We start from the raw sequence: 21,486 nt of genomic DNA, 5'->3' as shown, positions 1-21,486 counted from the left end.
GGATCAATCCCCCGTGCGCTTGCGGTAGATGATGTCGACGTAGACTGCGAAGACCAGCACGATGCCGACGACGATGTTCTGGAGCGGCGCATCCACGCCCACCATGGCCATGCCGGACTGCAGCGACTGCATGATCAGCGCACCCAGGATCGCCCCGTAGATGGTGCCGACACCACCGGAGAGTGCCGTGCCGCCAATGACCGCTGCGGCGATGACGCGCAGTTCGTCCAGCGTGCCGATGTCATTGGTAGAGAAGCCGAGACGAGCTGCAGCCACAGCGCCGGAGATGGCGCAAAGACCGCCCATCAGAGCGAAGATCTTCACCGTCAGCAGGCGGGTGTTGATGCCCGACAGCTCGGCGGCATCCGGATTGCCGCCGGTTGCAAAGATGTAGCGGCCAAGGCGGGTGCGGCGGGCAAGGATGGTCATGGCGACAGCCACAACGATCAGCACCAGCACCGAGATCGGGATGCCGTAGCCCATGCGGAAGCCTTCGGGCATGACCTCGCCGCGGTCGGCAAAGATGCGCTGCACGCGCTGCACCGGCATGTCATAGGCATTGAGAACGGCCACGAAGCCGAGGATGGCGGCACAGATCACCGCGGCAATCACGGCCTCTGCCCAGGCAGGCTTGACAGAAAAGCCATGCGAAGCCCGGCGTTTACGCGCCGAGAACAGCAGCGCCATGGACACAGCGACGCAGACGATGCCGAAGACCCAGGACCAGGTCTCGCCGAGCGAGCCGCCCGTGCCACCGAGCAGCAGGAAGGTCTCGTCCAGCGGGCCAATCGTCTTGCCGTCGGTGATGAACCACGCAACGTTGCGCCAGACCAGCAGGCCGCCGAGCGTGACGATGAAGGCGGGAATGCCCAGATAGCCGACCAGCCAGCCCTGCGCCGCGCCAATGGCCACACCTGCCACAAGACCTGCAAGAATGGCGATGATCCAGATGGCGGGATGGCCGAGGCCCAGCGATCCTGGCAGGATCTGCGTCTGCACGACCGCCATCACCGCCGCAACCGTCGCCAGGAGCGAACCGACGGACAGATCGATGTGGCGGGTGACGATGACAAAGACCATGCCGGTTGCCATGATGGCGACCGAGACGGTCTGGATCGTCAGGTTGAAGATGTTGCGCGGTGTCAGGAAACGCCCATCCGTAATCACGTTGAACACCAGGCAGAGGACGACAAACGCCCCAATCATGCCCAGCAGGCGCGTGTCCAGCTGCAAAGCGGATAAAAACGAGCGGGCCGCCGGAGTCCTCGCCCCGGACAGGTCTGCATTCGACATCGAAGTGCTCCTGGTTGAAAAGCCGGTCCTGATGTGCCGATTGGAGCGCGTGACCCAAGGTCAGTCAAGCAAGCGCTGCGGTTTCACATCGGAAACACTGCCCCGGAACCATCCGGGGCAGTGCAAGGTCTTGACCGGTCAGGCCTTAGTTGCAGGGAGCCGGGCCGCCGGAAACGCCCTGGCAGAGAGCGTCCTTGGTGATCCAGCCTGCGTCCACGACAACGTTGAGGTTGTCCTTGGTGATCGCAATCGGGGTCAGGAAGCGCGCGGTCATCTCAGCGCCACCCGGCGAGGTCCACTTGCCAGCGCCTTCAACGCTGTCGAGCGTGCCGCCCTTGGCAAGGGCCACGGCGATTTCAGCTGCGGTCTTGCCAAGTTCGCGGGAGTCCTTCCAGACGGAGACCGTCTGGGTGCCCTTGGCGATGCGGTTCAGGGCGGCATGGTCGCCGTCCTGGCCGGACACCGGAATGCCTTCCATGCCCTGGGCCGCCAGAGCCGCAACGGCGCCGCCGGCGGTGCCATCGTTGGAGGCAACAACGGCATTCACCTTGTTGTCGTTGGCGGTCAGGATCTGTTCCATGTTCCGCTGGGCGTTGGCCGGAAGCCAGCCATCGGTGTAGGCCTCACCCACGATCTTGATCTTGCCGGAGTCAATCGCCGGCTGCAGCACTTCCTGCTGGCCGCCGCGCAGGAAGTCGGCGTTGGGGTCCGTAGAGGAACCCTTGATCATGACGTAGTTGCCTTCCGGCGCAGCCTTCAGCACTTCGCGGGCCTGCATGCGGCCCACTTCCACGTTATCGAAGGTCAGGTAGAAGGCGCGCGGATCTTCGATCAGGCGGTCATAGGCGACAACCGGAATGCCTTCGTCGGCGGCGGCCTGCACGGCCGGGCCAATGGCCTGGGCGTCCTGAGCCAGAATCACGAGGGCGGTGGCGCCCTGTGCGATGAGGGCTTCAATGTCGGACAGCTGCTTAGCAGAGGAGCTCTGGGCGTCAGCGGAAATGTACTTGGCACCGGCAGCTTCGAGAGCGGCCTTGATTGCGCCTTCGTCAGTCTTCCAGCGCTCTTCCTGGAAGTTGGACCAGCTGACGCCGACGACGACTTCCTGCGCCTGTGCGGCAGCAGTGAGCGCGGTCGCAGACATGAGCGCGCCCGCAAAAATCATGGCAATCTTGCGCATTGCGTTGTTTCCTCCTGAAAGGCGTCACCCTTCTCCCGGCGCCGCCTCCTTCAATCCTGAGAGTGTCGAACCCCCATCTCAGCGGGCGGACCTTTATTTTTTTCGGCGCCCGAAAAAAAGTTGCTCCAAAGCTCGCCGCCTGTCAACATGCTTTTGGAGACCGGAAACGGTTTCATCTCGCTGAAGGCCATGCTGGCGGCATAAAGACTGGCAGGCCAGGGACGGAAACAGCACGGGAACTACGTCAGGACATGACGCAGACAGCGAACAGGGATCAGATCCGCAGGCGCAACCGCAGCCTCATCCTGCAGACGCTGCGGCGTGAAGGGCAGATGGCGCGCATCGATCTGGGACGCGCCACGCGCCTCAGCCCGGCGACGATCACGGCCATCACCTCCGACATGCTGGACGAAGGCCTGATCACGGGCATCGAGACGGATGAGCCGCGCGCAGCCCAGTCACGCGGGCGGCCGCGCAGCATGCTGGGCCTCAACGGCGCGGCAGCCAGCGTCATCAGCCTGCGCATTTCGGTCAACTGGATCGATCTGGCACTGGCCGATTTCACCGGCAGAATCATCTTCAGCCGCAAGTATCCGTTCGACACCACACGGGCCGATGCGGAGAGCTTTCCAGATCTTCTATGCAGCACCATCACGAGCTTCGTCGAGGAGTCCGGCGCCAATCCAGCGACCGTGCAGGAAATCGGCGTGGCCTCGCAGGGTATCGTTGACCGGGTGCGCGGCGAGATCGTCTGGAGCCCTGCTTTCAATGGCCGCAATATTCCGGTTGTCGCGCCCATCCGCACCCGGCTGGGCGCGCGCTGCTTTCTCTCCAACGACACCAACATGATCACCGAAGCGCTGCACTGGTCAGAGCCGGAGCGCTACAGTGGCACCTTTGCCGTGGTGATGGTAGATTACGGCGTCGGCATGGGCCTGTTTCTCGACGGGCATCTTTTCGTAGGCGCAACGGGTGCGGCGGCGGAAATCGGCCATGCAAACCACATTCCCGGCGGCGCCCTGTGCCGTTGCGGCAAGCGCGGCTGCCTTGAGGCCTATCTCGCCGACTATGCCCTGCTGCGGCAGGTGCTGGAGCTGCCCGAAGACACGGACCCGCGTTCACTGCCGGTCAACAGCCAGACCTTTGACGATCTTTACGCAAAGGCGAAAGCCGGGGATGCACATGTACGGGCCGTCTTCGATGGCGCAGGCAGGGCGCTCGGCACCGGCCTTGCGCGTCTGCTGGCCATCATTGAGCCAGCGCGCGTCGTGCTGACCGGTGCGGGCATCGAAGCCTTCGAATTCATGGAAGCGGGCATGCATCAGGCACTTGAGGAGGTGCTGGTGGAGGACCTGCGGCGGCATCTGGTGATCGACGTGGTGGAATGGAACGAGGACTTCATCCGCCGCGGCCTTGTTGCGCAGGCCATGCGGCGGCTGGACGAGAACCTGACCGGTGCACCGGAGAGCAGCCGCCCGAAGGCAGCCGCGGCCCGGTAGGAGATACGCGAAGGGATCTGATCGCTGCGGCACATCCGAACCGCAGCCGGGGGGAGTTGACGGCATGAGGGGGAGACATAAACAGGAACAGGGCGCCGCACGGCAGCCTTTTGCAGCCGTGCTTGCAGCTGCTGGCGCGCTGTGGCTCGGCCTTGCGGCATCAGCAGAGGCACAGAGCTGGAGCGAGCGGAACGTTGATCACACGCCGCCGCTGGAAGAGATCCGCACCTCTCTGGACGAAGCCCGCAAGACCGGCGATCCCGCCGCGCTGGAAGCCCTTGCCGAAGAAGGCCGCCGCCTGTTCGAGGCGCGCTTCATCCGCGAAGAAGGCGCCGGACGGCCCATGGCAACGCAGGCCATCGTGCCGACGAAGCGCAAGCGCGCCGTCGAAAACAGCTTCAACCGCATGCCCGGCCCGGATGCCGCTGCCTGCTCCGGCTGCCACCACCAGCCGGTCATCGGCGGTGCCGGCGATTTCACCGCCAATGTCTTCGTCTCCGAAGGCTTCGAGAGCGCCGATTTCGACACCTCCGACCCGCAGTTTTCCAACGAGCGCGGCACCAATATCCTGCAGGGCTCCGGCCTGATCGAATTGCTGGCGCGGGAGATGACGGCTGAGCTCAAAGCCCAGCGCGCCGAAGCCGTGCGCAAGGCACGGGCGGACAAGGTGCCGGTGACGGCGCAGCTCGAAACCAAGGGCGTCAGCTTCGGCAAGGTGACCGCCCATCCTGATGGCACGATCGACGTCTCCGCCATCGACGGCATCGACCCGGATCTGGTGCTGCGGCCCTTCAGCCAGAAGGGCGTATTCGCCTCCCTTCGCCAGTTCACGGTCAACGCCCTCAATGTGCATCACGGCATGCAGGCGCAGGAGCGATTTGGCTCCATGTGGACCGGCACGGCAGATTTCGACATGGACGATGTGACGGACGAAATCCGCCCCGAACATGTCTCAGCCCTTGTCGCCTTTCAGGCCACCCTGCCCGCGCCGGGCCGCAAGCAAGATCTTCCCGATGACTGGAAGGCCGCCGCAGCAAGGGGCGAAGACCTCTTTGCTGCAACCGGCTGCACCGCCTGCCACCGCCCGTCACTGCCGCTGGACAGCCTCGCCTTCGAGGACCCGGGCCCTGTGGAAGGGGCCGGCACCTTGCGGCGGCAGGATGTGGAGACGCCGCTGGTGCTGGATCTTTCCACGCTTGCCTGGGTGAAGGCCCTGCCGCGTGACGAAAAGGGCCGCGTACTGGTACCGCTCTATGGCGACCTGAAGCGCCATCAGATTTCCGGTCAGCGCAACAACCGGCTGGGCAACGAGCTTCTGGGCCAGCGCTTCGTCGAGCGGGACGTATTCATCACCGCCGAACTCTGGGGCGTGGGCAATACGGCGCCCTATGGCCACCGAAACGATATCACTACCCTGCACGAGGTGATCATGGCCCATGGCGGCGCGGCGGAGGACACACAAAAGGCCTATGCCGCCCTTTCCGAAGAAGACCGGCAGGCGGTGATTGCCTTCCTGCGCAGCCTGGAGGTTGGCAAATGATCATGATCCGCCATCTCTGCACCTCCCTTCTCGCCCTGCTGCCGCTTGCCGCTACGGCTGCGCTGGGTCAGGAGCGCAAGGCCTCAATCGCGCCCGTGCCGCATTTCGTGGAGGAAGCGGAAGCTGCCGGCATCCGCCAGAGCTACGAAGGCCCCTGGGAATATTTCGTCGGCGGCGGCGTTGCCATTCTCGACTGCAACGGCGACCGCAAGCCGGACCTGTTCATTGCAGGCGGCAAGAACCCCGCCGGGCTCTTCGTGAACGGAAGCTCCACCGGCGGGCCGCTGAAATTCGCCCGCGGCAACGGCGGCGGCCTTGACGAGCGCAGCCTGACCAAGGTGCTGGGCGCCTATCCGCTCGATTTCGACAATGACGGCGAGCCGGACCTTGCCGTGCTGCGCGAGGGGGAAAACCTGCTGCTGCGCGGCAAGGGGGGCTGCCAGTTCGAGGTCGCCAACCGCTCCCTCGGCTTCAAGGGCGGCAACGAATGGACAACCTCCTTCTCCGCCGTGTGGGAAACAGGCAACGCCTATCCGACGCTCGCCTTCGGCAATTATGTGGACCGCTCGCTTCCCGGCGCGCCCTGGGGCACCTGCCACGACAATTTCCTCTTCCGCCCGCAATCGCAAGACCGGCCGGACTATTCGCAGGCCGAGCGGCTGACACCGGGCTTCTGCGCCCTGTCGATGATGTTCACCGACTGGAACCGTTCCGGCGAAGCTTCGCTGCGCATCTCCAACGACCGGCATTACTACCGCGGCGGCGAGGAACAGCTCTGGGCCGTGCCGCCGGGCCGCCCTGCAAGGCTTTACCGCCGGGCAGATGGCTGGCGCAGCCTCACCATCTGGGGCATGGGCATTGCCAGCATCGACCTGGATGTGGACGGCCAGCCCGAATACGCACTGACCAGCATGGGCGACACCAAGCTGCAGACGCTGGAAAAGGAAGGCGATGAGGTGGTTCCGGTCTATGCGGACATTGCCTTTGACAAGGGCGTAACCGCGCACCGGCCCTATGCGGGCGGGGACCTGCGCCCCTCCACCGGCTGGCATGCTGAATTTCAGGATGTGAACAACGACACCCTGTGGGATCTTTACATCGCCAAGGGCAATGTGGAAGCCATGCCGGACTTCGCCGCCTTTGACCCGGACAACCTGTTGCTGGGCCAGTGGGATGGCAGCTTCACCGAAACCGGTGACCTCTCCGGCATCGCGCTGGAGCGGCGCGGACGCGGGGCGGGACTGGCCGATTTCAATCAGGACGGCCTGCTGGATCTGATTGTGGTCAACCGCAGCGCCCCCGCCAGCCTGTTCCGCAACACGGGCGCAGGCACAGCCGAAGCACCGCGCCCGCTCGGCAACTGGATTGCAGTGGAGCTGAAGCAGCCGGGCAAGCCCAACCGCAACGCCATCGGCGCAAAGATCAGCGTGCGGGCAGGCACCAAGTCCATCGAGCGCGACCTGCAAGTTGGCGGCGGCCACGCTTCCGGCCAGCTCGGTTTTACCCATTTCGGCCTCGGCGTCTCCGAACGCGCCCAGATCCGCGTGCGCTGGCCGGACGGCGAATGGAGCCACGCCTACCGCGTCTTCGCCAACACGCACGTCGTCATCGAGCGCGGCGCGGAAGAAGCGAAACTCTGGCTGCCTGAGTAGATAGATTGTCATTCTCCACCGTCTTGCCATGATCAAGTCATGGCAGGACGGAAACGGAGGGGTTTGACCGGTTCGATCGCCCGAGGACCGGTTCTCCGGGGCGGTTGATGCCGGAGAGGCGGTTGATTGTGAAACTGTCAGCCCAAATCATTTCAATCAGTTAGCACCTGAAAAAACATGACTATCATGTTCATATAATTGATCTTTCTAAAAATATTTGACTGTTTGGACAAATTTTCTTTCAATGGGAGCGGATAAGCCTGTTCGCAAAAAGAAACGGGCGCCGACCATAGATCGCCACCTTCTGGAGATCCTCCCATGACTGAGACCAGACCTGGTCCGGACATTGCGCCTGCGCGCCTTCCGGCTGACCAGTATGCACAGAACTTCTGTGACCTGCACCCGCGCCTCGATCCGCATGAGGCAAGGGTTGAGAGTGACCGCTGCTATTTCTGTTATGACGCGCCTTGCGTGAATGCCTGCCCGACCAGCATCGACATTCCGCTGTTCATCCGCCAGATCTCGACCGGCAACGACACCGGCGCGGCGCGCACGATTTTTGCGCAGAACATCCTTGGCGGCATGTGCGCCCGCGTCTGCCCGACGGAGACCCTGTGCGAGCAGGCCTGCGTGCGCAACGAGGCCGAAGCAAAGCCGGTGAAGATCGGCGAGCTGCAGCGCTTTGCCACCGACCATTACATGGAAACGCACGCCACCACGCCCTTCACACGCGCAGCCGAAACCGGCAAGCGTGTGGCCGTTGTGGGCGCTGGCCCGGCGGGCCTGTCCTGCGCCCACCGCCTTGCCGTGCATGGCCATGCGGTAACGCTCTATGATGCCCGGCCCAAGGCGGGCGGGCTCAACGAATATGGCATTGCCGCCTACAAGTCGGTTGATGACTTTGCCGCGCGCGAGGTGGATTTCATCCTCTCCATCGGCGGCATCACCGTGGAGCATGGCAAGGTGCTGGGGGAAGACCTCTCCCTTTCCGCGCTGACGAAGGACTTCGACGCCGTGTTCCTCGGCATCGGCCTTGCCGGTGTCAATGGCCTGTCCGTTCCCGGCGAGGAGCTGGAGGGCGTGGTGGATGCGGTCGCCTATATCGCCGAACTGCGGCAGGCGAAGGATCTTTCCACCCTGCCCGTCGGCCGGCGCGTTGTGGTGATCGGCGGCGGCATGACGGCGGTGGACATTGCCGTGCAGAGCAAGCTGCTGGGCGCCGAAGAGGTGACCATCGCTTACCGGCGCGGCAAGGAGCACATGAACGCCAGCCCCTATGAGCAGGATCTCGCCCAGACAAATGGCGTGCGCATCCTGCACTGGGCAGCCCCCAGGGCGATGCACGGGGAAAACGGCAAGCTGACCGGCATCGAGCTGGAACGCACGCGGCTCGACAACGCGGGCAAGCTGGTGATGACCGGCGAGACCTTCCGTCTTGAGGCCGACATGGTGTTCAAGGCCGTGGGCCAGAAGCTCAACCCTTCCGGGCTGAACGGTTCGGCGGCGGCGCTGACCCTCGACAAGGGCCGCATCGTCACGGACGCCACCCGCGCAACCACCATGGCCAGGGTCTGGGCCGGCGGCGACTGCATCGCCGGCGGGGAAGACCTGACCGTGGCCGCCGTCGAGGACGGCAAGGTTGCCGCCGAAGCCATCCATCAGGCGCTCAGCGCCTGAGCCAGCCGTTCTTTGCGGAGATCCCGTCATGGTTGATCTGAGATCTGATTTCGTGGGCATCAAGTCGCCCAACCCGTTCTGGCTCGCCTCTGCGCCGCCAACGGACAAGGAATACAACGTGGTGCGCGCCTACAAGGCGGGCTGGGGCGGCGTCGTGTGGAAGACGCTGGGCGAGGACCCGAATGTGGTCAACGTCAATGGCCCGCGCTATGGCGCCATTCATGGCAAGGACCGCCAGCTCATCGGCCTCAACAACATCGAGCTGATCACCGACCGGCCGCTTGAGGTGAACCTGCAGGAAATCAAGCGCGTCAAGCGCGACTGGAAGGACCGCGCCCTTGTCGTGTCCCTGATGGTGCCCTGCGAGGAGGCCAACTGGGCCGCGATCCTCAAGCGCGTGGAAGAGACCGAGGCCGATGGCGTGGAGCTGAACTTCGGCTGCCCGCATGGCATGAGCGAGCGTGGCATGGGCTCGGCCGTGGGCCAGGTGCCGGAATATATCGAGATGGTCACCCGCTGGGCCAAGAAGCACACCCGCATGCCGGTGATCGTCAAGCTGACGCCCAACATCACCGACGTGCGCAAGCCCGCACAGGCCGCCAAACGCGGCGGAGCGGATGCGGTGTCGCTGATCAACACCATCAATTCCATCGTGGGTGTTGACCTTGACCGCATGGCGCCAACGCCGACCATTGACGGCAAGGGCTCGCACGGGGGCTATTGCGGCCCGGCGGTGAAGCCGATTGCCCTCAACATGGTGGCGGAAATCGCCCGTGATCCGGAAACCTATGGCCTGCCCATATCCGGCATCGGCGGCGTCACCACCTGGCGCGATGCGGCAGAGTTCATTGCCCTCGGCGCCGGCAACGTGCAGGTCTGCACCGCCGCCATGACCTATGGCTTCAAGATCGTCGAGGAGATGATCGAGGGGCTGAAGGACTGGATGGGCGGGGCCGGTTACGAGCGGATTTCGGACTTCTCAGGCCGTGCAGTGCCCAATGTCACCGACTGGCGCTACCTCAACCTCAACTACATCGCCAAGGCGAAGATCGACGAGGACCTCTGCATCAAGTGTGGCCGCTGCCACATCGCCTGCGAGGACACCTCGCATCAGGCGATCACCAGCATGGTGGACGGGGTACGCAAGTTCGAAGTGATCGACGAGGAATGCGTCGGCTGCAATCTCTGCGTCTCGGTCTGCCCGGTGGAAAATTGCATCACCATGGAACCAATGGCCACCGGAACCGTTGATCCGCGGACGGGCCGTACCGTCTCTGGGGACTATGCCAACTGGACGACACATCCGAACAACCCCAGCGCCCGCATCGCCGCCGAGTGACGGAGCCACCGGGGAGCTTTGCTCAACGGGAATTGTTCGAACACTGCGGCGCCTGAGCGTTCCAAGTCTTGATGCGTCAGCATCTTAGGACTTGGCGTAAAGGCAGAGACTTGCGACGGCACCCCAGCCCCCGGGATGCCGTTCACCCCAGCTCGATGAGAGGCGACTCCCCCGGCTGCCGGCATAGGCAGCCGGGGATTTTTTTGTCCTTACGAAGCCATATATTGTAATGTTATCTTATAACATATATCACTACCCCAGTATGAAAACCTGTTCCGGATTTATGACGATGGAGCTTGACAGGAAGGACGGCGGATTTGATCATCTGCGGCGATGGTTCCCGGCTGGCAAAGCCTTGGCCGGGTGAAAAGGGAACACGGTACGGTGTAGCCAACAGGCGCCAAGTCCGTGACTGCCCCCGCAACTGTAGGCGGCGAGCGACCCCGGGTGATCCACTGTTCCACCGAGGAACGGGAAGGACCGGGCAAGCGGCGACCCGCAAGTCAGGAGACCTGCCATCACAACAGACCTCAAACCGCCGGGCGGGGTGTCCCGGAAGGAGCATGTCCATGACCATTCAGGGACCGGCCTTGGCCGGAACACCTGCGCCTGCGCCTATGCAGCAGGCCATCCCGAAGACGGAAGGCCCCTCCCCTTCCCATTATCTCACGATCTGCGTTACATGCCGCGACAAGGAGACCGGCGAACGGCCCGGGCATGATCTAGGCACAGCCCTTGCCAGCGCGCTGCAGGCCGATACGGACTGGTCCGTCTCAGGCGTTGAATGCATGGCCGCCTGTGGCCAGCCCTGCACTGTCGCCCTGACCGCACAGTTCAAGACCGGCTGGCTGTTCGGGCACCTGACGCTGGAAGACGTGCCGGACATTGCCGCTTTTGCCCGCCAGTATCACGGTCTGGCCGATGGCTGGTGCAAGGCATCCGAGCGTCCGGGCCGGATGGCGAAGACGGCGCTGGCCCGCATTCCCGCACCCGGCCGCACAACCACCTTCAGGCCCGGCACGTGAGCGCGCCTTTCTTCGAGGCTGATAACCTCGGCTGGGGGCCGCGCGGAAACCTCACGCTCCTCTCCGGGATCAGCTTCACCGTCAATCAGGGTGAGATGCTGGCCATTTGCGGTGCCAATGGGGCGGGAAAATCGTCGCTGCTGCGACTGCTTTACCGCTTCCACAAGCCGCAGACAGGTGACGTGCGGCTGGAGGGCACGAGCCTTTGGGCCATGTCCAGCCGTGACACGGCCCGCCGCATTGCCGTGGTACTGCAGGAGCAGCCGACGGATTTTGCCCTGACCGTGCGCCAGATCGTCAGCCTCGGCCGCCTGCCGCATCAGCGCGGACTTGCGGCAGCAGGAGCGCGTGACGGCGAGGTGGTGGAGCATGCCCTGGCCCGGCTGCATCTGACGGCGCTGAGCGAGCGCTCCTTCGGCACCCTGTCCGGCGGCGAGCGCCAGCGTGTGCTGGTGGCCCGTGCGCTGGCGCAGGAGCCGCGCCTGCTGATCCTTGATGAGCCGACGAACCATCTCGATATCCGCCACCAGCTGGAGCTGATGGCCCTGCTGCGCGGCCTGCCGCTGACGGTGATCACCACCCTGCATGACCTGACGCTGGCCGCAGAGCATGCTGACCGGGTGCTGCTGCTCGCCAACGGCACCGTGCTCGCCATGGACAGGCCGGAAGCGGCGCTGACCGAAGCCAATATCGCCGGGGCTTTCTCCGTCCGTTCACGGATCGATACCTCCGGCCATTCCCCCCGTTTTTCCTTTCACTTGTGAGATCTGACCGATGCGTATAGCCCTTGCTTTCGCCGCCCTTCTGGCCACCACCGCCAGCGCCTTTGCCTATCCGGTGACGGTGAAAAGCTGCAACCGCGATGTCACCTTTGACGCCGCCCCCACACGCGCCATCTCCAATGACGTGAACCTCACCGAAATGATGCTGGTGCTGGGCCTGACGGACCACATGGCCGGTTACACCGGCGTGTCCGGCTGGAAGACGCTGGACCCGGAGATGCGCGAAGGCGTGAAGGAGCTGCCGGAACTCGCCGAAAAATACCCCACCAAGGAAGTGCTGCTGGGTGCGGAAGCCGATTTCTATTTCGCAGGCTGGAACTACGGCATGAAGGTGGGCGGCGAGGTGACGCCGGAAACGCTAGCCCCCTTCGGTATCAAGGTCTATGAGCTGACCGAAAGCTGCATCCACATCGGCCCCAGGGAGAAGATCTCCATGGCCGACATGTACAACGATCTTCTGAACCTCGGGACGATCTTCGGCGTCGAGGACAAGGCCAGGGCGCTGGTCGCCGGTTACGAGGCAAAGCTTGCCGAAGTGACCGCCAGGGTAAAGGAGCCGGGCAAGGAGCCGCTGCGCGTCTTCGTCTATGACAGCGGCGAGGACACGCCCTTCACCGCAGGCCGCTATGCCATGCCCACCGCCCTCATCGAGGCCGCAGGCGGGCGCAACATCATGGATGATCTCGACAAGAGCTGGGCCACCGTCGCCTGGGAGCCGGTGATCGAGCGCAACCCGGAAGTGGTCGTTATCGTCAACTACGGGCAGGTGACAGCGGACCAGAAGATCGCCTTCATGAAGTCCAACCCAGCCTTCGCCAGCATTGATGCCGTGAAGAATGACCGCTTCGTCGTGCTGGAATATGTCGAGGCGACACCCGGCCCCCGCAACATCCGCGCCGTGGAGAAGCTCGTTGACGGTTTCACACGCAACTGAGCCCGAGGCGCGGGCGGGCACCATCAGAGCGCACCGGCTTTGGCCGGTGCTGGCTGTCTGCAGCCTATGCCTTGCCCTGCTGGCGGCGGCGGTCATTGCCGCCCTCGCCGTGGGCGCCGTCGCCGTGCCGCCCGCTGACGTGGCAGGCATCCTGCTGTCCAAGCTTTTCCCTGGATCGGTGGAGAAGACCTGGAGCGCTGCGCGCGAGGCCATCGTCTGGGATGTGCGCTTTCCACGTGCACTGCTGGCGGCCCTTGTCGGCGCGGGCCTTGCCATGACCGGTGCGGCCCTGCAGTCGGTGACCCGCAATCAGCTGGCAGACCCGCATCTGCTCGGCATTTCCTCAGGCGCCGCCTTCGGCGCGATTCTGGCACTGCTTCATACCGGGTTGTTTCTCGGTATGCTGACCGTACCGCTGCTCGCCTTTTTCGGCGCGCTGGGGGCAACAGCCATTGTGCTCTGCGTGGTGCGGATCACGCGGGCCGGTTCGCCCGACCGGCTGGTGCTGGCGGGCGTTGCCGTATCCTTCGTGATCATGGCCTGCGCCAACATCCTGATCTTCCTCGCCGATCCGAAGGCGACCCACACGGTGGTGTTCTGGATGCTGGGCGGGCTCGGCCTTGCCCAGTGGAGCCACTTGCTCTACCCGCTGGCCGTGCTCCTGCCCTGCGGGATCTGGCTGTGGCTGAAGGCGGCACAGCTCAATGCCATCACGCTGGGGGACGAGACGGCAGCGACGCTCGGCATCCCCGTCAACCGGCTGCGGCTGTCGGTCTTTGTGGCGGGTGCGCTCATCACCGGTGTGTCGGTCGCCTTCTCCGGCATCATCGGCTTCGTCGGCCTGATGATGCCGCATCTGGTGCGGCTGGTGGCAGGCGGCGGCAATGCACGCGTCCTGCCGATGTCCGCGCTGGCCGGAGCCCTGTTCCTGATCCTTGCAGATATCTGCGCCCGCGTGGTCATGGCACCGGAAGACATGCCCATCGGCATCGTCACCGGCCTTGCCGGAGGCCTGTTCTTCATCTGGCTGATGGCGCGGCAGAGGTGAGAGGGGAGTAAGCCGTCAGGGGTTGGCAGTCACCCGCTCCACCTCGACGGTGATGTGGGAGAGTTCGTGTATCTCCGCGAGGCAGGCCTTGTATTCCGACGGTTCGCGCGGCGCACTCGACACCACCGAGATGATTGCCGCATGGTGCCCTGGCCCGACTTGCCAGACATGCAGGTCGGCAATCCGGTCGGAGCCTGTTTCAAGCGCCTCACGGATTTCGCTCCGCAAATCCTCGCCGTCAGGAATCCGGTCCAGCAGAACCGAGCCTGAATCGCGGATCAGCCCCCAGGACCAGCGAGCGATCACAAGAGCGCCAACGGCACCCATGAGCGGATCAGCCCAAAGCCAGCCATAGCTGCGTCCGGCCAGCAGGGCCACGATGGCAAGGACTGACGTAAGCGCATCCGCCAGCACATGCAGATAGGCAGCACGGAGATTGTTGTCCCGCGCATGCTCATGGCGGGCGTGGGCATGCGTGTGATCATGATCATGCGCATGATGATGCCCATGGCCATGGTGATGGTGGTGGTGGTGGTGGTGGTGGTGGTGGTGGGCATGATCATCCCGGAGCAGCCACGCGCAGAGAAGATTGACCGCCAGCCCCAGGACAGCGACGGCGATTGCCTGCCCGAAACTGATTTCCACCGGATTGGCAAGGCGCATAAGGCTTTCCCAGCCGATGAGAAGTGCAATCAGGGCAAGCACGACGGCGCTGGCAAAGCCGCCCAGGTCGCCAAGCTTCCCGGTGCCAAAGGTGAAGCGGCGGTCATCGGCATGGCGGCGTGCATAGAGGTAGGTCAGGGCGGTGATCAGCATGGCACCTGCATGGGTGGACATGTGCCATCCGTCCGCCACCAGCGCCATTGAGCCATAGACCGTGCCCGCAACAATTTCGACAAGCATCATCGACGCAGTCACGGCGATGACCAGCCAGACCCTGTATTCGTTTCTGCGGTGATCGCGCCCAAGGAAATTGTGATCGTGAGTATGCTTGGAGATGTCCACTGCGGGCATATGACTTGGCTCCCGCCGGCACGCCGGCTTACTTCATGTAGGTTCGGATGATTTCGATCAGCTCTTCCCCGCCCTGCTCACGGTCCGCGCTGGTTTCCGCGTGAAGCACATGCTCGCGCAGATGATCTTCCACCACCTCGGCAGTCAGTCCGCTCATGGCGCCACGGGCGGAAGCGAGTTGACGCAGGATTTCTCCACAGGGTTTCCCGGCTGCAAGGGCGCGCTCGATCCCCTCGATCTGCCCCTTCAGGCGGCGAACCCGGGCAATGAGCTTCTCTTTGTCGCGGATGGTGTGAGACATGGCGGCGGCTAACCTCAACTAATATAGTATAGGGGACTATATTATATAAGGCAGGCCATGTGAAGCCTTGGAATGGACCGGGATCCCGGACGCGTGGGTGGCCGGCGGCACCTGGTCACGGCCGGGCGAGCAGAAGCCGGAGTGACAGTCAAGGCAAGCTATTGAAATATATTATTATTTCATGCTCAGGGAGAGCCCTTTCACCGCAACTCCGGTGACTGAAGCGCCAGCATGTGGTTGTCCCAGGAGACGCCGGGGACAAAGGCGAGGGATTCAGCCTGGGTGCCGGGGCTGTCTGCGAGGCTTAGGCCGCCGTTGCCGTCGGAGACAAGAAAGCCGTGCTCATCAATGGCGGCGAGACCACAGCCATCGGTGATACTGTCCAGCCCGAGCAATGCGCCGCTGTCTGCTGCCATATAGAGAATGCGCCCGCCACGCGGGCAGGACATTGCCACCACATCACCGCTGGCATTGACGGAAACCGAGCCAATGTAATTGTCGAGCTGAGCCAGAACATCGCCCTTTAGCGGCATCAGCTCCATAGGCCGGTCCCGCTCCAGCCGCACGACAAGCTGCGGATAACGGCTTTTCTCGCCCTCGAACTGGCCACCAACCCAGACCTGACCGCGCCCGTCCAGCGCCATATGGCGCAGCGAGAGTTGATGGTGGTCATCCGGCAGGGCATGCTGGGCCAGCAGTTCGCCGGAAGCTGCATCAAGGTAGACGATGGAAGGTCTCATGGTATCGAGATTGAGCATCTCGCGCCCGGTAACCGGATGGGTGTCGATGCCGCCATTGGCGACCACCAGCACGCGGCCCTGCTCGGCCAGCAGAATGTCATGCGGGCCAACGCCATGGGTCTCGAATTCGCCGATGCGCTTCAACGTGCTGCCACTGGCATCATAGACACCGACGCGCCCCTGCGTTTCCTCACCCACCTTGCCGAAAGCATTTTCGACCGCATACAGAAGACGCCCATCAGCCGAAAAGACGCCGTGGCCATAGTAGTGACGGCCAGGCTCGGCCTCTGTCAGCTGCGGCGGGATTTCGCCGGTCCGGTCGATCATCATGATGAACTGGCCAGGGCGGCGGGCGAAGGCGGCAAGCTTCCGCCCATCCGGCGACAGCGCCACACCATGGCCGCGTGCTGGCAGCGGAACGTCCATCACATCCCTGCCGTCCGCCGTCAGAATGGCAACGGAATGGCTGCCGTCCGAATTACGCCGGGCGCTGGCAAACAACGGCTCATCCAGATCCGCACCAAGGAGCTTGACCGCAGCTTCCACGGGCAAGGTCATCAGCGCGGCGGCGGTTGTCAGGCCTAGGCCCGCCAGAAACCGCCGGCGGTTCAGCACCAGTGCGTCAGTCGCCGTCCAGCGCATTGAACCCTCCGGTCATGTTGAGCGAGCCCGCCAGATTGAGTGCAACGAGATCGCGCAAGCCTTTCAGCGAAAGCAGCATGTCGGACAAGGCCTTGTAGCCTTCGGGCGTCTTCACCGTCTCGCGCATGGGCTCTCCGGCGCGGGCCAGCGCCTTGAGCGAGGTGGAAACCTCGAACTCGAGACTGGAGGGTATCCACTCCCCTTCATTGTCCACGCCCTTTGCATAATTCGAGGCGCGGATGAAATCCCGGATGCCGGTCAGCTCGCTGGCGATATAGACCTGCCCGAAATTGGCGCGGGAGAAGGGTATGCGGTTCGGCTTTGCAGACGCCAGATCATTGCCCAGCGCAGGAATGACATTCTGATCCCGTACGATCACCACCCCGGTCACCAGCGCGTTGAACAGGGTCTCGGCAGCTTCCTTGCTGCTGCGGAAGCGTTGATTGTCAGGCCCTGCATCTTCAAGCTGGCCACTGAAGCCGTCCGGGGCCTCCCAAAGGGCAGCAACCTCGCCCGAGAGCTGTGCCAGATTGACGGCCAATGCCTGTGCGTAAGCGCAGACATAGGCGCCCGCCTCATCCGATCCGCCAAGGGTCACCTGACCATCGTCATCAAAGGCCGCCAGTTGCAGGGCCGTCAGCCCCTGCACGGCAACGCTTTTTGCCGCAAGGCTTTCAGGCGTGGCGGCGCTTTCGTCACGGTCTGCCACCAGCTTGCGGATCTGCCGCTGCGCCACACCGCGCGCATCGGGCAGAAAGGCCAGCCGCTCCAGACGGTTCTCTTCCGCCAGCGGGCCATAGCGCAGGAAACTGATCCGGCCAAAAGCTGCAACTGCCGCGCCATAAGCAACGCGGAATTCATCTGCCGTAGCTGGACCAGGGCTCTTGCAGGCATCTTCGACGGCCGCGGGCAGACGGTTGGCGGCATTGGCGAAGGCCCGGGTTTCCGGCCGGATATACCCCTCGACCGCCGCTTTCACATAATCCGCATAGCCGGCTTTTTCCTGCGCATGCAGAGGCAGAATGGTGCTGGCGAAGACAAGGGTAAGACAGGCAATGCGGCGCATCAGAGGGACTCCAGAAAACGGATCAGGGCGGCGCGGTCCTCTGGCGGCATAGCCACCACCGCATCGCGTGCGGCCTGTGCCTCGCCGCCATGCCAGAGCACAGCCTCCAGCAGTGAACGGGCCCTCCCGTCGTGGAGGAAACGGGTGTGGCCGCTGACTGTCTGCGTCAGACCAATACCCCATAGCGGCGCCGTGCGCCATTCGCGCCCGCTTGCATCCCCATCGGGCCGGTTGTCCGCAAGGCCCTCGCCCATGTCATGCAGCAGAAGATCGGTATAAGGCCAGATGAGCTGGAAGCCATGCGCAGGGTTCTTCGCATCCTTGCGGGTAACGAATTTCGGCGCATGGCAGGAGGCGCAGCCAATGCCGTAGAACAGCTCCTTGCCCTTCAGCACCGCCGGATCAGACATGTCACGCCGGGCCGGAACCGCGAGATTTTCCGAATAGAAAGTGACAAGATCCATCACCGGGTCCGGCGCTTCCGTTTCCCCCAGCCGGTCCTGCTCGCCCGTGGGAAGGGACCGGCAGGCCGTCTGCGCCGGCGTGCAATCGCCGTACGGGTCCGGGTGCTCCGGCGTCGAGATGCCGATATCACCGGAAAAGGCCGCAGCGCTCTGCGCCCGCACATCCGGCATCGTAGCTTTCCAGCCGAAACGGCCGGGCACAAGCTCTCCGGTTGCCGGATCCCGTACAAGGCTGAGGCGGCCCGAAATGCCGTCGCCATCCGCATCGTCAGGGTCGGCAAGGGCTTCAAGATCCGCCGGATGGATCGCCTCAAGAAGCCCCAGTCCGATCATTTGCGGCGCCACGCGGGGCGAGATCATCGTGTCTGCCCGCATGGGACCATAAGCAAGGTTCGCCGCCTCGTACTCAGGCCTTTGCAAGAGCACGGTTTCACCGCCGGACAGCGCCACGGGCAGATCCTCATAGGTGATCTTCAGTTCACCTTCCGGAGCCAGTCCGGGCACGGCGAAGGTCTGAAACTGACCGCCGTAAACGGGCTCAGGCAGCGTGGCCATCTGCCGGTCAGCCAATGCCCCCTTTTCCGCCTCCGTCACCGGTGGCACGGAAAGCCGCAGAAACAGGGAGACGGCAGGCTCCCCCGGCGCAGGCGGCGCACCACGCCCGTCCTTCAGATGGCAGCCCTGACAGGAGCGCGCGTTGTAAAGCGGCCCCAGCCCATCGGAGGCTTGGGTGGAAGACGGCGAAGACACCCAGAACTTGCGGAAGATGCCGTTGCCAACCCGGAAGGTCTGTTGTTCCTCGAAGGTGAGATTTGCAGAAGGATGGGAGAAGGCATCCCGGTTGAGGCGCTTGCGCGAGGTGGCAGCCCCGCCCGGCATATCCTCAAACGGCTCTGGCGCGGCGAAATTCCCGGGAGCGGCCAGCACTCTGGCCGCCTTCTCCCGGTCACCTTGCGTCAGATCACTGCGGTGATCAAGGGGACGCGTCTGCGCGGCCGCAACGCTGGCTCCCGCAACAAGGCAGATACCGGCCGCGAGCCGGACAGGAGCCGCAAAACGTCTCCATTGGAAGAAAATCATGCAGTTCCCCTGGCTGCTCGGGAAAGATCAGCCACACCCCTCTGCGGCGGCGGAGAGGGAAGCATTCCCTCCCCGCCTGTTGCGTCCAGTCCGGGCTTACTGGAAGACAGCGCCCGGATTGTCCAGGCTGTCGGAGCCCTCGAAGGCGATGGACTCAAGGCCCAGAACACCAACGGCACGTTCGATCGACTTGGTCTGATCGATCAGGCTGTCCACGGCGGCCTGCACCACTGCGTTGCCTTCCTCATTGCCCTCACCAATCATCTGGTCATAGGCTTCAGCCGTTTCGGCGCGGGTCTTCAGTTTGTCGAAAGCCGCCAGCGATGCATCAAGCTTGCCCTTCAGCTCGTCTGCCACAGCCTTGTCCTTTGCGGCCACCAGATCCGCCAGAGACGGGCCGGAAACCTTGGTGCCATCAATCCGGGTATAGGTGCCGAAGTAGACATTCCGGATGCCCAGCACGTCGTTGTAATGGGACATGTGGGTGTTGTCGGAGAAGCAGTCATGCTCCTCTTCCGGATCATGCAGCATGAGACCGAGCTTCATGCGCTCGCCGGCCAGTTCGCCGTAGGAGAGCGAGCCCATGCCGGTGAGAATGGTGGCCAGACCGCCGGCCTCGCCCTTGGCGGCCAGTTCTTCGCGCGCCGCACCGCCCGGGGCCCAGGCCGCTGCCATTTCTTCAAGATCGGAGATCAGCAGATCTGTTGCCGCCTGCAGATACTGGATGCGCCGCTCGCAATTTCCGCCGGTGCAATTGGCCGGATCAAAATCCGTGGCCGGGCGCTTGCCCGCGCCCGGACCCGTGCCATTGAGGTCCTGCCCCCAGAGCAGGAACTCGATGGCGTGGTAACCGGTCGCCACATTGGCCTCGACACCTCCAGCCTCCTGAAGCTTTTCCGACAGGAGCTCCGGCGTGATCATCGTAGCGTCGATCTCCTCGCCATTCAGCTGCAGCTTCGGATTGGCGATGACATTGGCCACATAGAGAGCATTTTCCTCGGAACTGTCGCCGTAGGACATGTCCACGTAGTCGATCAGGCCCTCGTCCAGCGGCCAGGCATTCACCTTGCCTTCCCAGTCATCGACAATGGCATTACCGAACCGGTAGGCTTCCGTCTGCTGATACGGGTTGCGGGCGGCAATCCAGGCCTTGCGGGCAGCCGCCAGGGTTTCTTCATCCGGCTTGGCAATCAGCGCATCAACGGCGGCCTTCAGCGCCTTGGCGGAGGTGACGGAATCCGCATAGGCCGCAGCAGCAACATCCTGATAGGTCGCCAGAACATCGGCCGGCTTCACGTCCGCCGCATGGGCGGAAAAAGAGGCAGGAAGGGCCATCATCGCAGTGGCTGCGAACAGGATGGCTTTAAACGAACGTGTCATGGGGCAATCTCCCTAAGCATCGGACGGCCCCAGCGCCGCCCGTGACTGCCTGGCAGAAATGCCCCGGATCTGGCCGAAGAGGGGCATGCGCCTGCGGCAGGTCTCGGCGGACAAGACAATTCCTGAACGTTTGTGTCAAGTTACAAAACGGCACATTCAGCGGTGCAAACGGACAACACCTCACGTGCTTGTGGCCAAAAGGCAGGTTTTCGGGTGGTTTTTCCGTCACGTTCTCCCCTATATCTCAGTGAAGATACGGATATCCGGTGGCGAGAACCCAGAACCGTGACGGTTAACGGGTTCCGCGCCCAAGACTTCAGGACGGATGATTCTATGCTCGATGCTTTCAAGCGCTTCATCAAGGACGTCACCTTTGGCGACAGCGACAATCTGACTTTCGCCGAAGATGATCACCGGCTCGCCGTCGCCGCACTTCTCGTCCATGTCATCAGCGTGGACGGTGAAGTCGATGACGTGGAGAAGACCAAGCTCACCACGATCCTGAAGACCCACTATTCCCTGAGTGACGCCGAAACGGCCGAGCTTGTTGCCCTTGCGACGGACAAGGACAATGAGGCTGTCGACATGTATGGCTTCACCTCCGTCCTGAAACGCAAGCTTGAAGAGGACGAACGGCAGAAGATCATCGAGCTGATGTGGCAGCTTGTCTATGCGGACGGGCATGTGCACGAGTTTGAAGACAACACCATCTGGCGCGTCTCTGAGCTGCTCGGCGTCTCCTCGCGTGACCGCATCGCCCTGCGCCAGAAAGTGGCCCGCGAGCAGGAGCATGCGGATGAAAAATGATCCGGCAACTGCCTGATTTCAGG

18 protein-coding genes and 1 riboswitch are annotated in these 21,486 nt (G+C 63.4%); of the genes, 10 read left to right on the top strand and 8 right to left on the bottom strand.

Annotated features, from left to right (window positions below; all coding sequences use genetic code 11):
• Positions 1 to 3: 3 nt before the first annotated feature.
• Positions 4 to 1,293 carry a sugar ABC transporter permease gene (locus tag V6L75_RS12220; protein WP_334251780.1) on the bottom strand — a complete coding sequence of 430 codons (1,290 nt, stop codon included), beginning with the start codon at positions 1,291 to 1,293 and terminating at the stop codon, positions 4 to 6.
• A gap of 145 nt (positions 1,294 to 1,438) precedes the next feature.
• A complete protein-coding gene (gene xylF / locus V6L75_RS12215; RefSeq protein WP_334251779.1) occupies positions 1,439 to 2,473 on the bottom strand; it encodes a D-xylose ABC transporter substrate-binding protein in 1,035 nt (344 codons plus the stop codon).
• Between the two features lie 251 nt (positions 2,474 to 2,724).
• On the opposite strand from xylF, the gene V6L75_RS12210 reads away from it, so the two are divergent.
• The 9 genes from V6L75_RS12210 to V6L75_RS12170 all read left to right on the top strand — a co-directional run bounded on the left by V6L75_RS12210 (position 2,725) and on the right by V6L75_RS12170 (position 13,969).
• On the top strand, positions 2,725 to 3,972 hold the full coding sequence (locus tag V6L75_RS12210; protein WP_334251778.1) for an ROK family transcriptional regulator: 1,248 nt from the start codon (positions 2,725 to 2,727) through the stop codon (positions 3,970 to 3,972).
• 64 nt (positions 3,973 to 4,036) lie between these two features.
• Positions 4,037 to 5,512 (top strand): di-heme oxidoredictase family protein, encoded by a 1,476-nt coding sequence (locus V6L75_RS12205; RefSeq protein ID WP_334251777.1) that lies wholly within the window; start codon positions 4,037 to 4,039, stop codon positions 5,510 to 5,512.
• Positions 5,509 to 7,164, top strand: coding sequence for a CRTAC1 family protein (locus V6L75_RS12200; protein WP_334251776.1), 1,656 nt, complete (start codon positions 5,509 to 5,511; stop codon positions 7,162 to 7,164). The genes V6L75_RS12205 and V6L75_RS12200 overlap by 4 nt, the downstream gene beginning before the upstream one ends.
• A gap of 318 nt (positions 7,165 to 7,482) precedes the next feature.
• Positions 7,483 to 8,841, top strand: a complete 1,359-nt coding sequence (locus V6L75_RS12195) for an NAD(P)-dependent oxidoreductase (protein WP_334251775.1) — start codon at positions 7,483 to 7,485, stop codon at positions 8,839 to 8,841.
• Between the two features lie 28 nt (positions 8,842 to 8,869).
• The gene (gene preA, locus V6L75_RS12190) at positions 8,870 to 10,180 is read left to right on the top strand and encodes an NAD-dependent dihydropyrimidine dehydrogenase subunit PreA (protein WP_334251774.1); all 1,311 of its coding nucleotides are present in this window, start codon (positions 8,870 to 8,872) and stop codon (positions 10,178 to 10,180) included.
• Between the two features lie 317 nt (positions 10,181 to 10,497).
• A riboswitch (cobalamin riboswitch) is annotated at positions 10,498 to 10,714 on the top strand.
• A gap of 35 nt (positions 10,715 to 10,749) precedes the next feature.
• Positions 10,750 to 11,205, top strand: coding sequence for a DUF1636 domain-containing protein (locus V6L75_RS12185; RefSeq protein WP_334251773.1), 456 nt, complete (start codon positions 10,750 to 10,752; stop codon positions 11,203 to 11,205).
• Positions 11,202 to 11,969: an ABC transporter ATP-binding protein gene (locus tag V6L75_RS12180; protein WP_334251772.1), complete on the top strand. Its 768-nt coding sequence runs from the start codon at positions 11,202 to 11,204 to the stop codon at positions 11,967 to 11,969. Before V6L75_RS12185 ends, V6L75_RS12180 begins: the two co-directional genes overlap by 4 nt.
• A gap of 10 nt (positions 11,970 to 11,979) precedes the next feature.
• Positions 11,980 to 12,921: an ABC transporter substrate-binding protein gene (locus tag V6L75_RS12175; protein WP_334251771.1), complete on the top strand. Its 942-nt coding sequence runs from the start codon at positions 11,980 to 11,982 to the stop codon at positions 12,919 to 12,921.
• Positions 12,922 to 12,943: 22 nt separating this feature from the next.
• Positions 12,944 to 13,969, top strand: a complete 1,026-nt coding sequence (locus V6L75_RS12170) for a FecCD family ABC transporter permease (RefSeq protein WP_425605855.1) — start codon at positions 12,944 to 12,946, stop codon at positions 13,967 to 13,969.
• Between the two features lie 15 nt (positions 13,970 to 13,984).
• On the opposite strand, the gene dmeF is transcribed toward V6L75_RS12170, so the two are convergent.
• The 6 genes from dmeF to V6L75_RS12140 all read right to left on the bottom strand — a co-directional run bounded on the left by dmeF (position 13,985) and on the right by V6L75_RS12140 (position 20,656).
• Positions 13,985 to 14,983, bottom strand: a complete 999-nt coding sequence (gene dmeF, locus V6L75_RS12165; protein WP_334251769.1) for a CDF family Co(II)/Ni(II) efflux transporter DmeF — start codon at positions 14,981 to 14,983, stop codon at positions 13,985 to 13,987.
• Between the two features lie 28 nt (positions 14,984 to 15,011).
• Positions 15,012 to 15,284, bottom strand: a complete 273-nt coding sequence (locus V6L75_RS12160) for a metal/formaldehyde-sensitive transcriptional repressor (RefSeq protein ID WP_334251768.1) — start codon at positions 15,282 to 15,284, stop codon at positions 15,012 to 15,014.
• A 200-nt stretch (positions 15,285 to 15,484) separates the two neighbouring features.
• Positions 15,485 to 16,666: a DUF1513 domain-containing protein gene (locus V6L75_RS12155; protein WP_334251767.1), complete on the bottom strand. Its 1,182-nt coding sequence runs from the start codon at positions 16,664 to 16,666 to the stop codon at positions 15,485 to 15,487.
• A complete protein-coding gene (locus V6L75_RS12150; protein WP_334251766.1) occupies positions 16,647 to 17,732 on the bottom strand; it encodes an imelysin family protein in 1,086 nt (361 codons plus the stop codon). Before V6L75_RS12150 ends, V6L75_RS12155 begins: the two co-directional genes overlap by 20 nt.
• Complete coding sequence (locus tag V6L75_RS12145) at positions 17,732 to 19,276, bottom strand: di-heme oxidoreductase family protein (RefSeq protein WP_334251765.1); 1,545 nt, start codon at positions 19,274 to 19,276, stop codon at positions 17,732 to 17,734. Before V6L75_RS12145 ends, V6L75_RS12150 begins: the two co-directional genes overlap by 1 nt.
• A gap of 96 nt (positions 19,277 to 19,372) precedes the next feature.
• Positions 19,373 to 20,656, bottom strand: a complete 1,284-nt coding sequence (locus tag V6L75_RS12140) for an imelysin family protein (protein ID WP_334251764.1) — start codon at positions 20,654 to 20,656, stop codon at positions 19,373 to 19,375.
• Between the two features lie 333 nt (positions 20,657 to 20,989).
• Between V6L75_RS12140 and V6L75_RS12135 the strand changes: the two genes are divergently transcribed.
• Positions 20,990 to 21,463: a tellurite resistance TerB family protein gene (locus V6L75_RS12135; RefSeq protein ID WP_334251763.1), complete on the top strand. Its 474-nt coding sequence runs from the start codon at positions 20,990 to 20,992 to the stop codon at positions 21,461 to 21,463.
• The last annotated feature ends 23 nt before the right edge of the window (positions 21,464 to 21,486 follow it).

The sequence above is a fragment of the Pannonibacter anstelovis genome (genome assembly GCF_036881715.1).
GTDB lineage: Bacteria > Pseudomonadota > Alphaproteobacteria > Rhizobiales > Stappiaceae > Pannonibacter > Pannonibacter anstelovis.
Note: the sequence above shows the minus strand (reverse complement) of the source record. Positions and strands in the feature narration are given on the sequence as shown.

Excerpts from the sequence above, each read along its gene's own strand:
- V6L75_RS12220 (WP_334251780.1), bottom strand. The coding sequence starts at position 1,293 with ATGTCGAATGCAGACCTGTCCGGGGCGAGGACTCCGGCGGCCCGCTCG.
- xylF (WP_334251779.1), bottom strand. The coding sequence starts at position 2,473 with ATGCGCAAGATTGCCATGATTTTTGCGGGCGCGCTCATGTCTGCGACC.
- V6L75_RS12210 (WP_334251778.1), top strand. The coding sequence starts at position 2,725 with ATGACGCAGACAGCGAACAGGGATCAGATCCGCAGGCGCAACCGCAGC.
- V6L75_RS12205 (WP_334251777.1), top strand. The coding sequence starts at position 4,037 with ATGAGGGGGAGACATAAACAGGAACAGGGCGCCGCACGGCAGCCTTTT.
- V6L75_RS12200 (WP_334251776.1), top strand. The coding sequence starts at position 5,509 with ATGATCATGATCCGCCATCTCTGCACCTCCCTTCTCGCCCTGCTGCCG.
- V6L75_RS12195 (WP_334251775.1), top strand. The coding sequence starts at position 7,483 with ATGACTGAGACCAGACCTGGTCCGGACATTGCGCCTGCGCGCCTTCCG.
- preA (WP_334251774.1), top strand. The coding sequence starts at position 8,870 with ATGGTTGATCTGAGATCTGATTTCGTGGGCATCAAGTCGCCCAACCCG.
- V6L75_RS12185 (WP_334251773.1), top strand. The coding sequence starts at position 10,750 with ATGACCATTCAGGGACCGGCCTTGGCCGGAACACCTGCGCCTGCGCCT.
- V6L75_RS12175 (WP_334251771.1), top strand. The coding sequence starts at position 11,980 with ATGCGTATAGCCCTTGCTTTCGCCGCCCTTCTGGCCACCACCGCCAGC.
- dmeF (WP_334251769.1), bottom strand. The coding sequence starts at position 14,983 with ATGCCCGCAGTGGACATCTCCAAGCATACTCACGATCACAATTTCCTT.
- V6L75_RS12160 (WP_334251768.1), bottom strand. The coding sequence starts at position 15,284 with ATGTCTCACACCATCCGCGACAAAGAGAAGCTCATTGCCCGGGTTCGC.
- V6L75_RS12155 (WP_334251767.1), bottom strand. The coding sequence starts at position 16,666 with ATGCGCTGGACGGCGACTGACGCACTGGTGCTGAACCGCCGGCGGTTT.
- V6L75_RS12150 (WP_334251766.1), bottom strand. The coding sequence starts at position 17,732 with ATGCGCCGCATTGCCTGTCTTACCCTTGTCTTCGCCAGCACCATTCTG.
- V6L75_RS12145 (WP_334251765.1), bottom strand. The coding sequence starts at position 19,276 with ATGATTTTCTTCCAATGGAGACGTTTTGCGGCTCCTGTCCGGCTCGCG.
- V6L75_RS12140 (WP_334251764.1), bottom strand. The coding sequence starts at position 20,656 with ATGACACGTTCGTTTAAAGCCATCCTGTTCGCAGCCACTGCGATGATG.
- V6L75_RS12135 (WP_334251763.1), top strand. The coding sequence starts at position 20,990 with ATGCTCGATGCTTTCAAGCGCTTCATCAAGGACGTCACCTTTGGCGAC.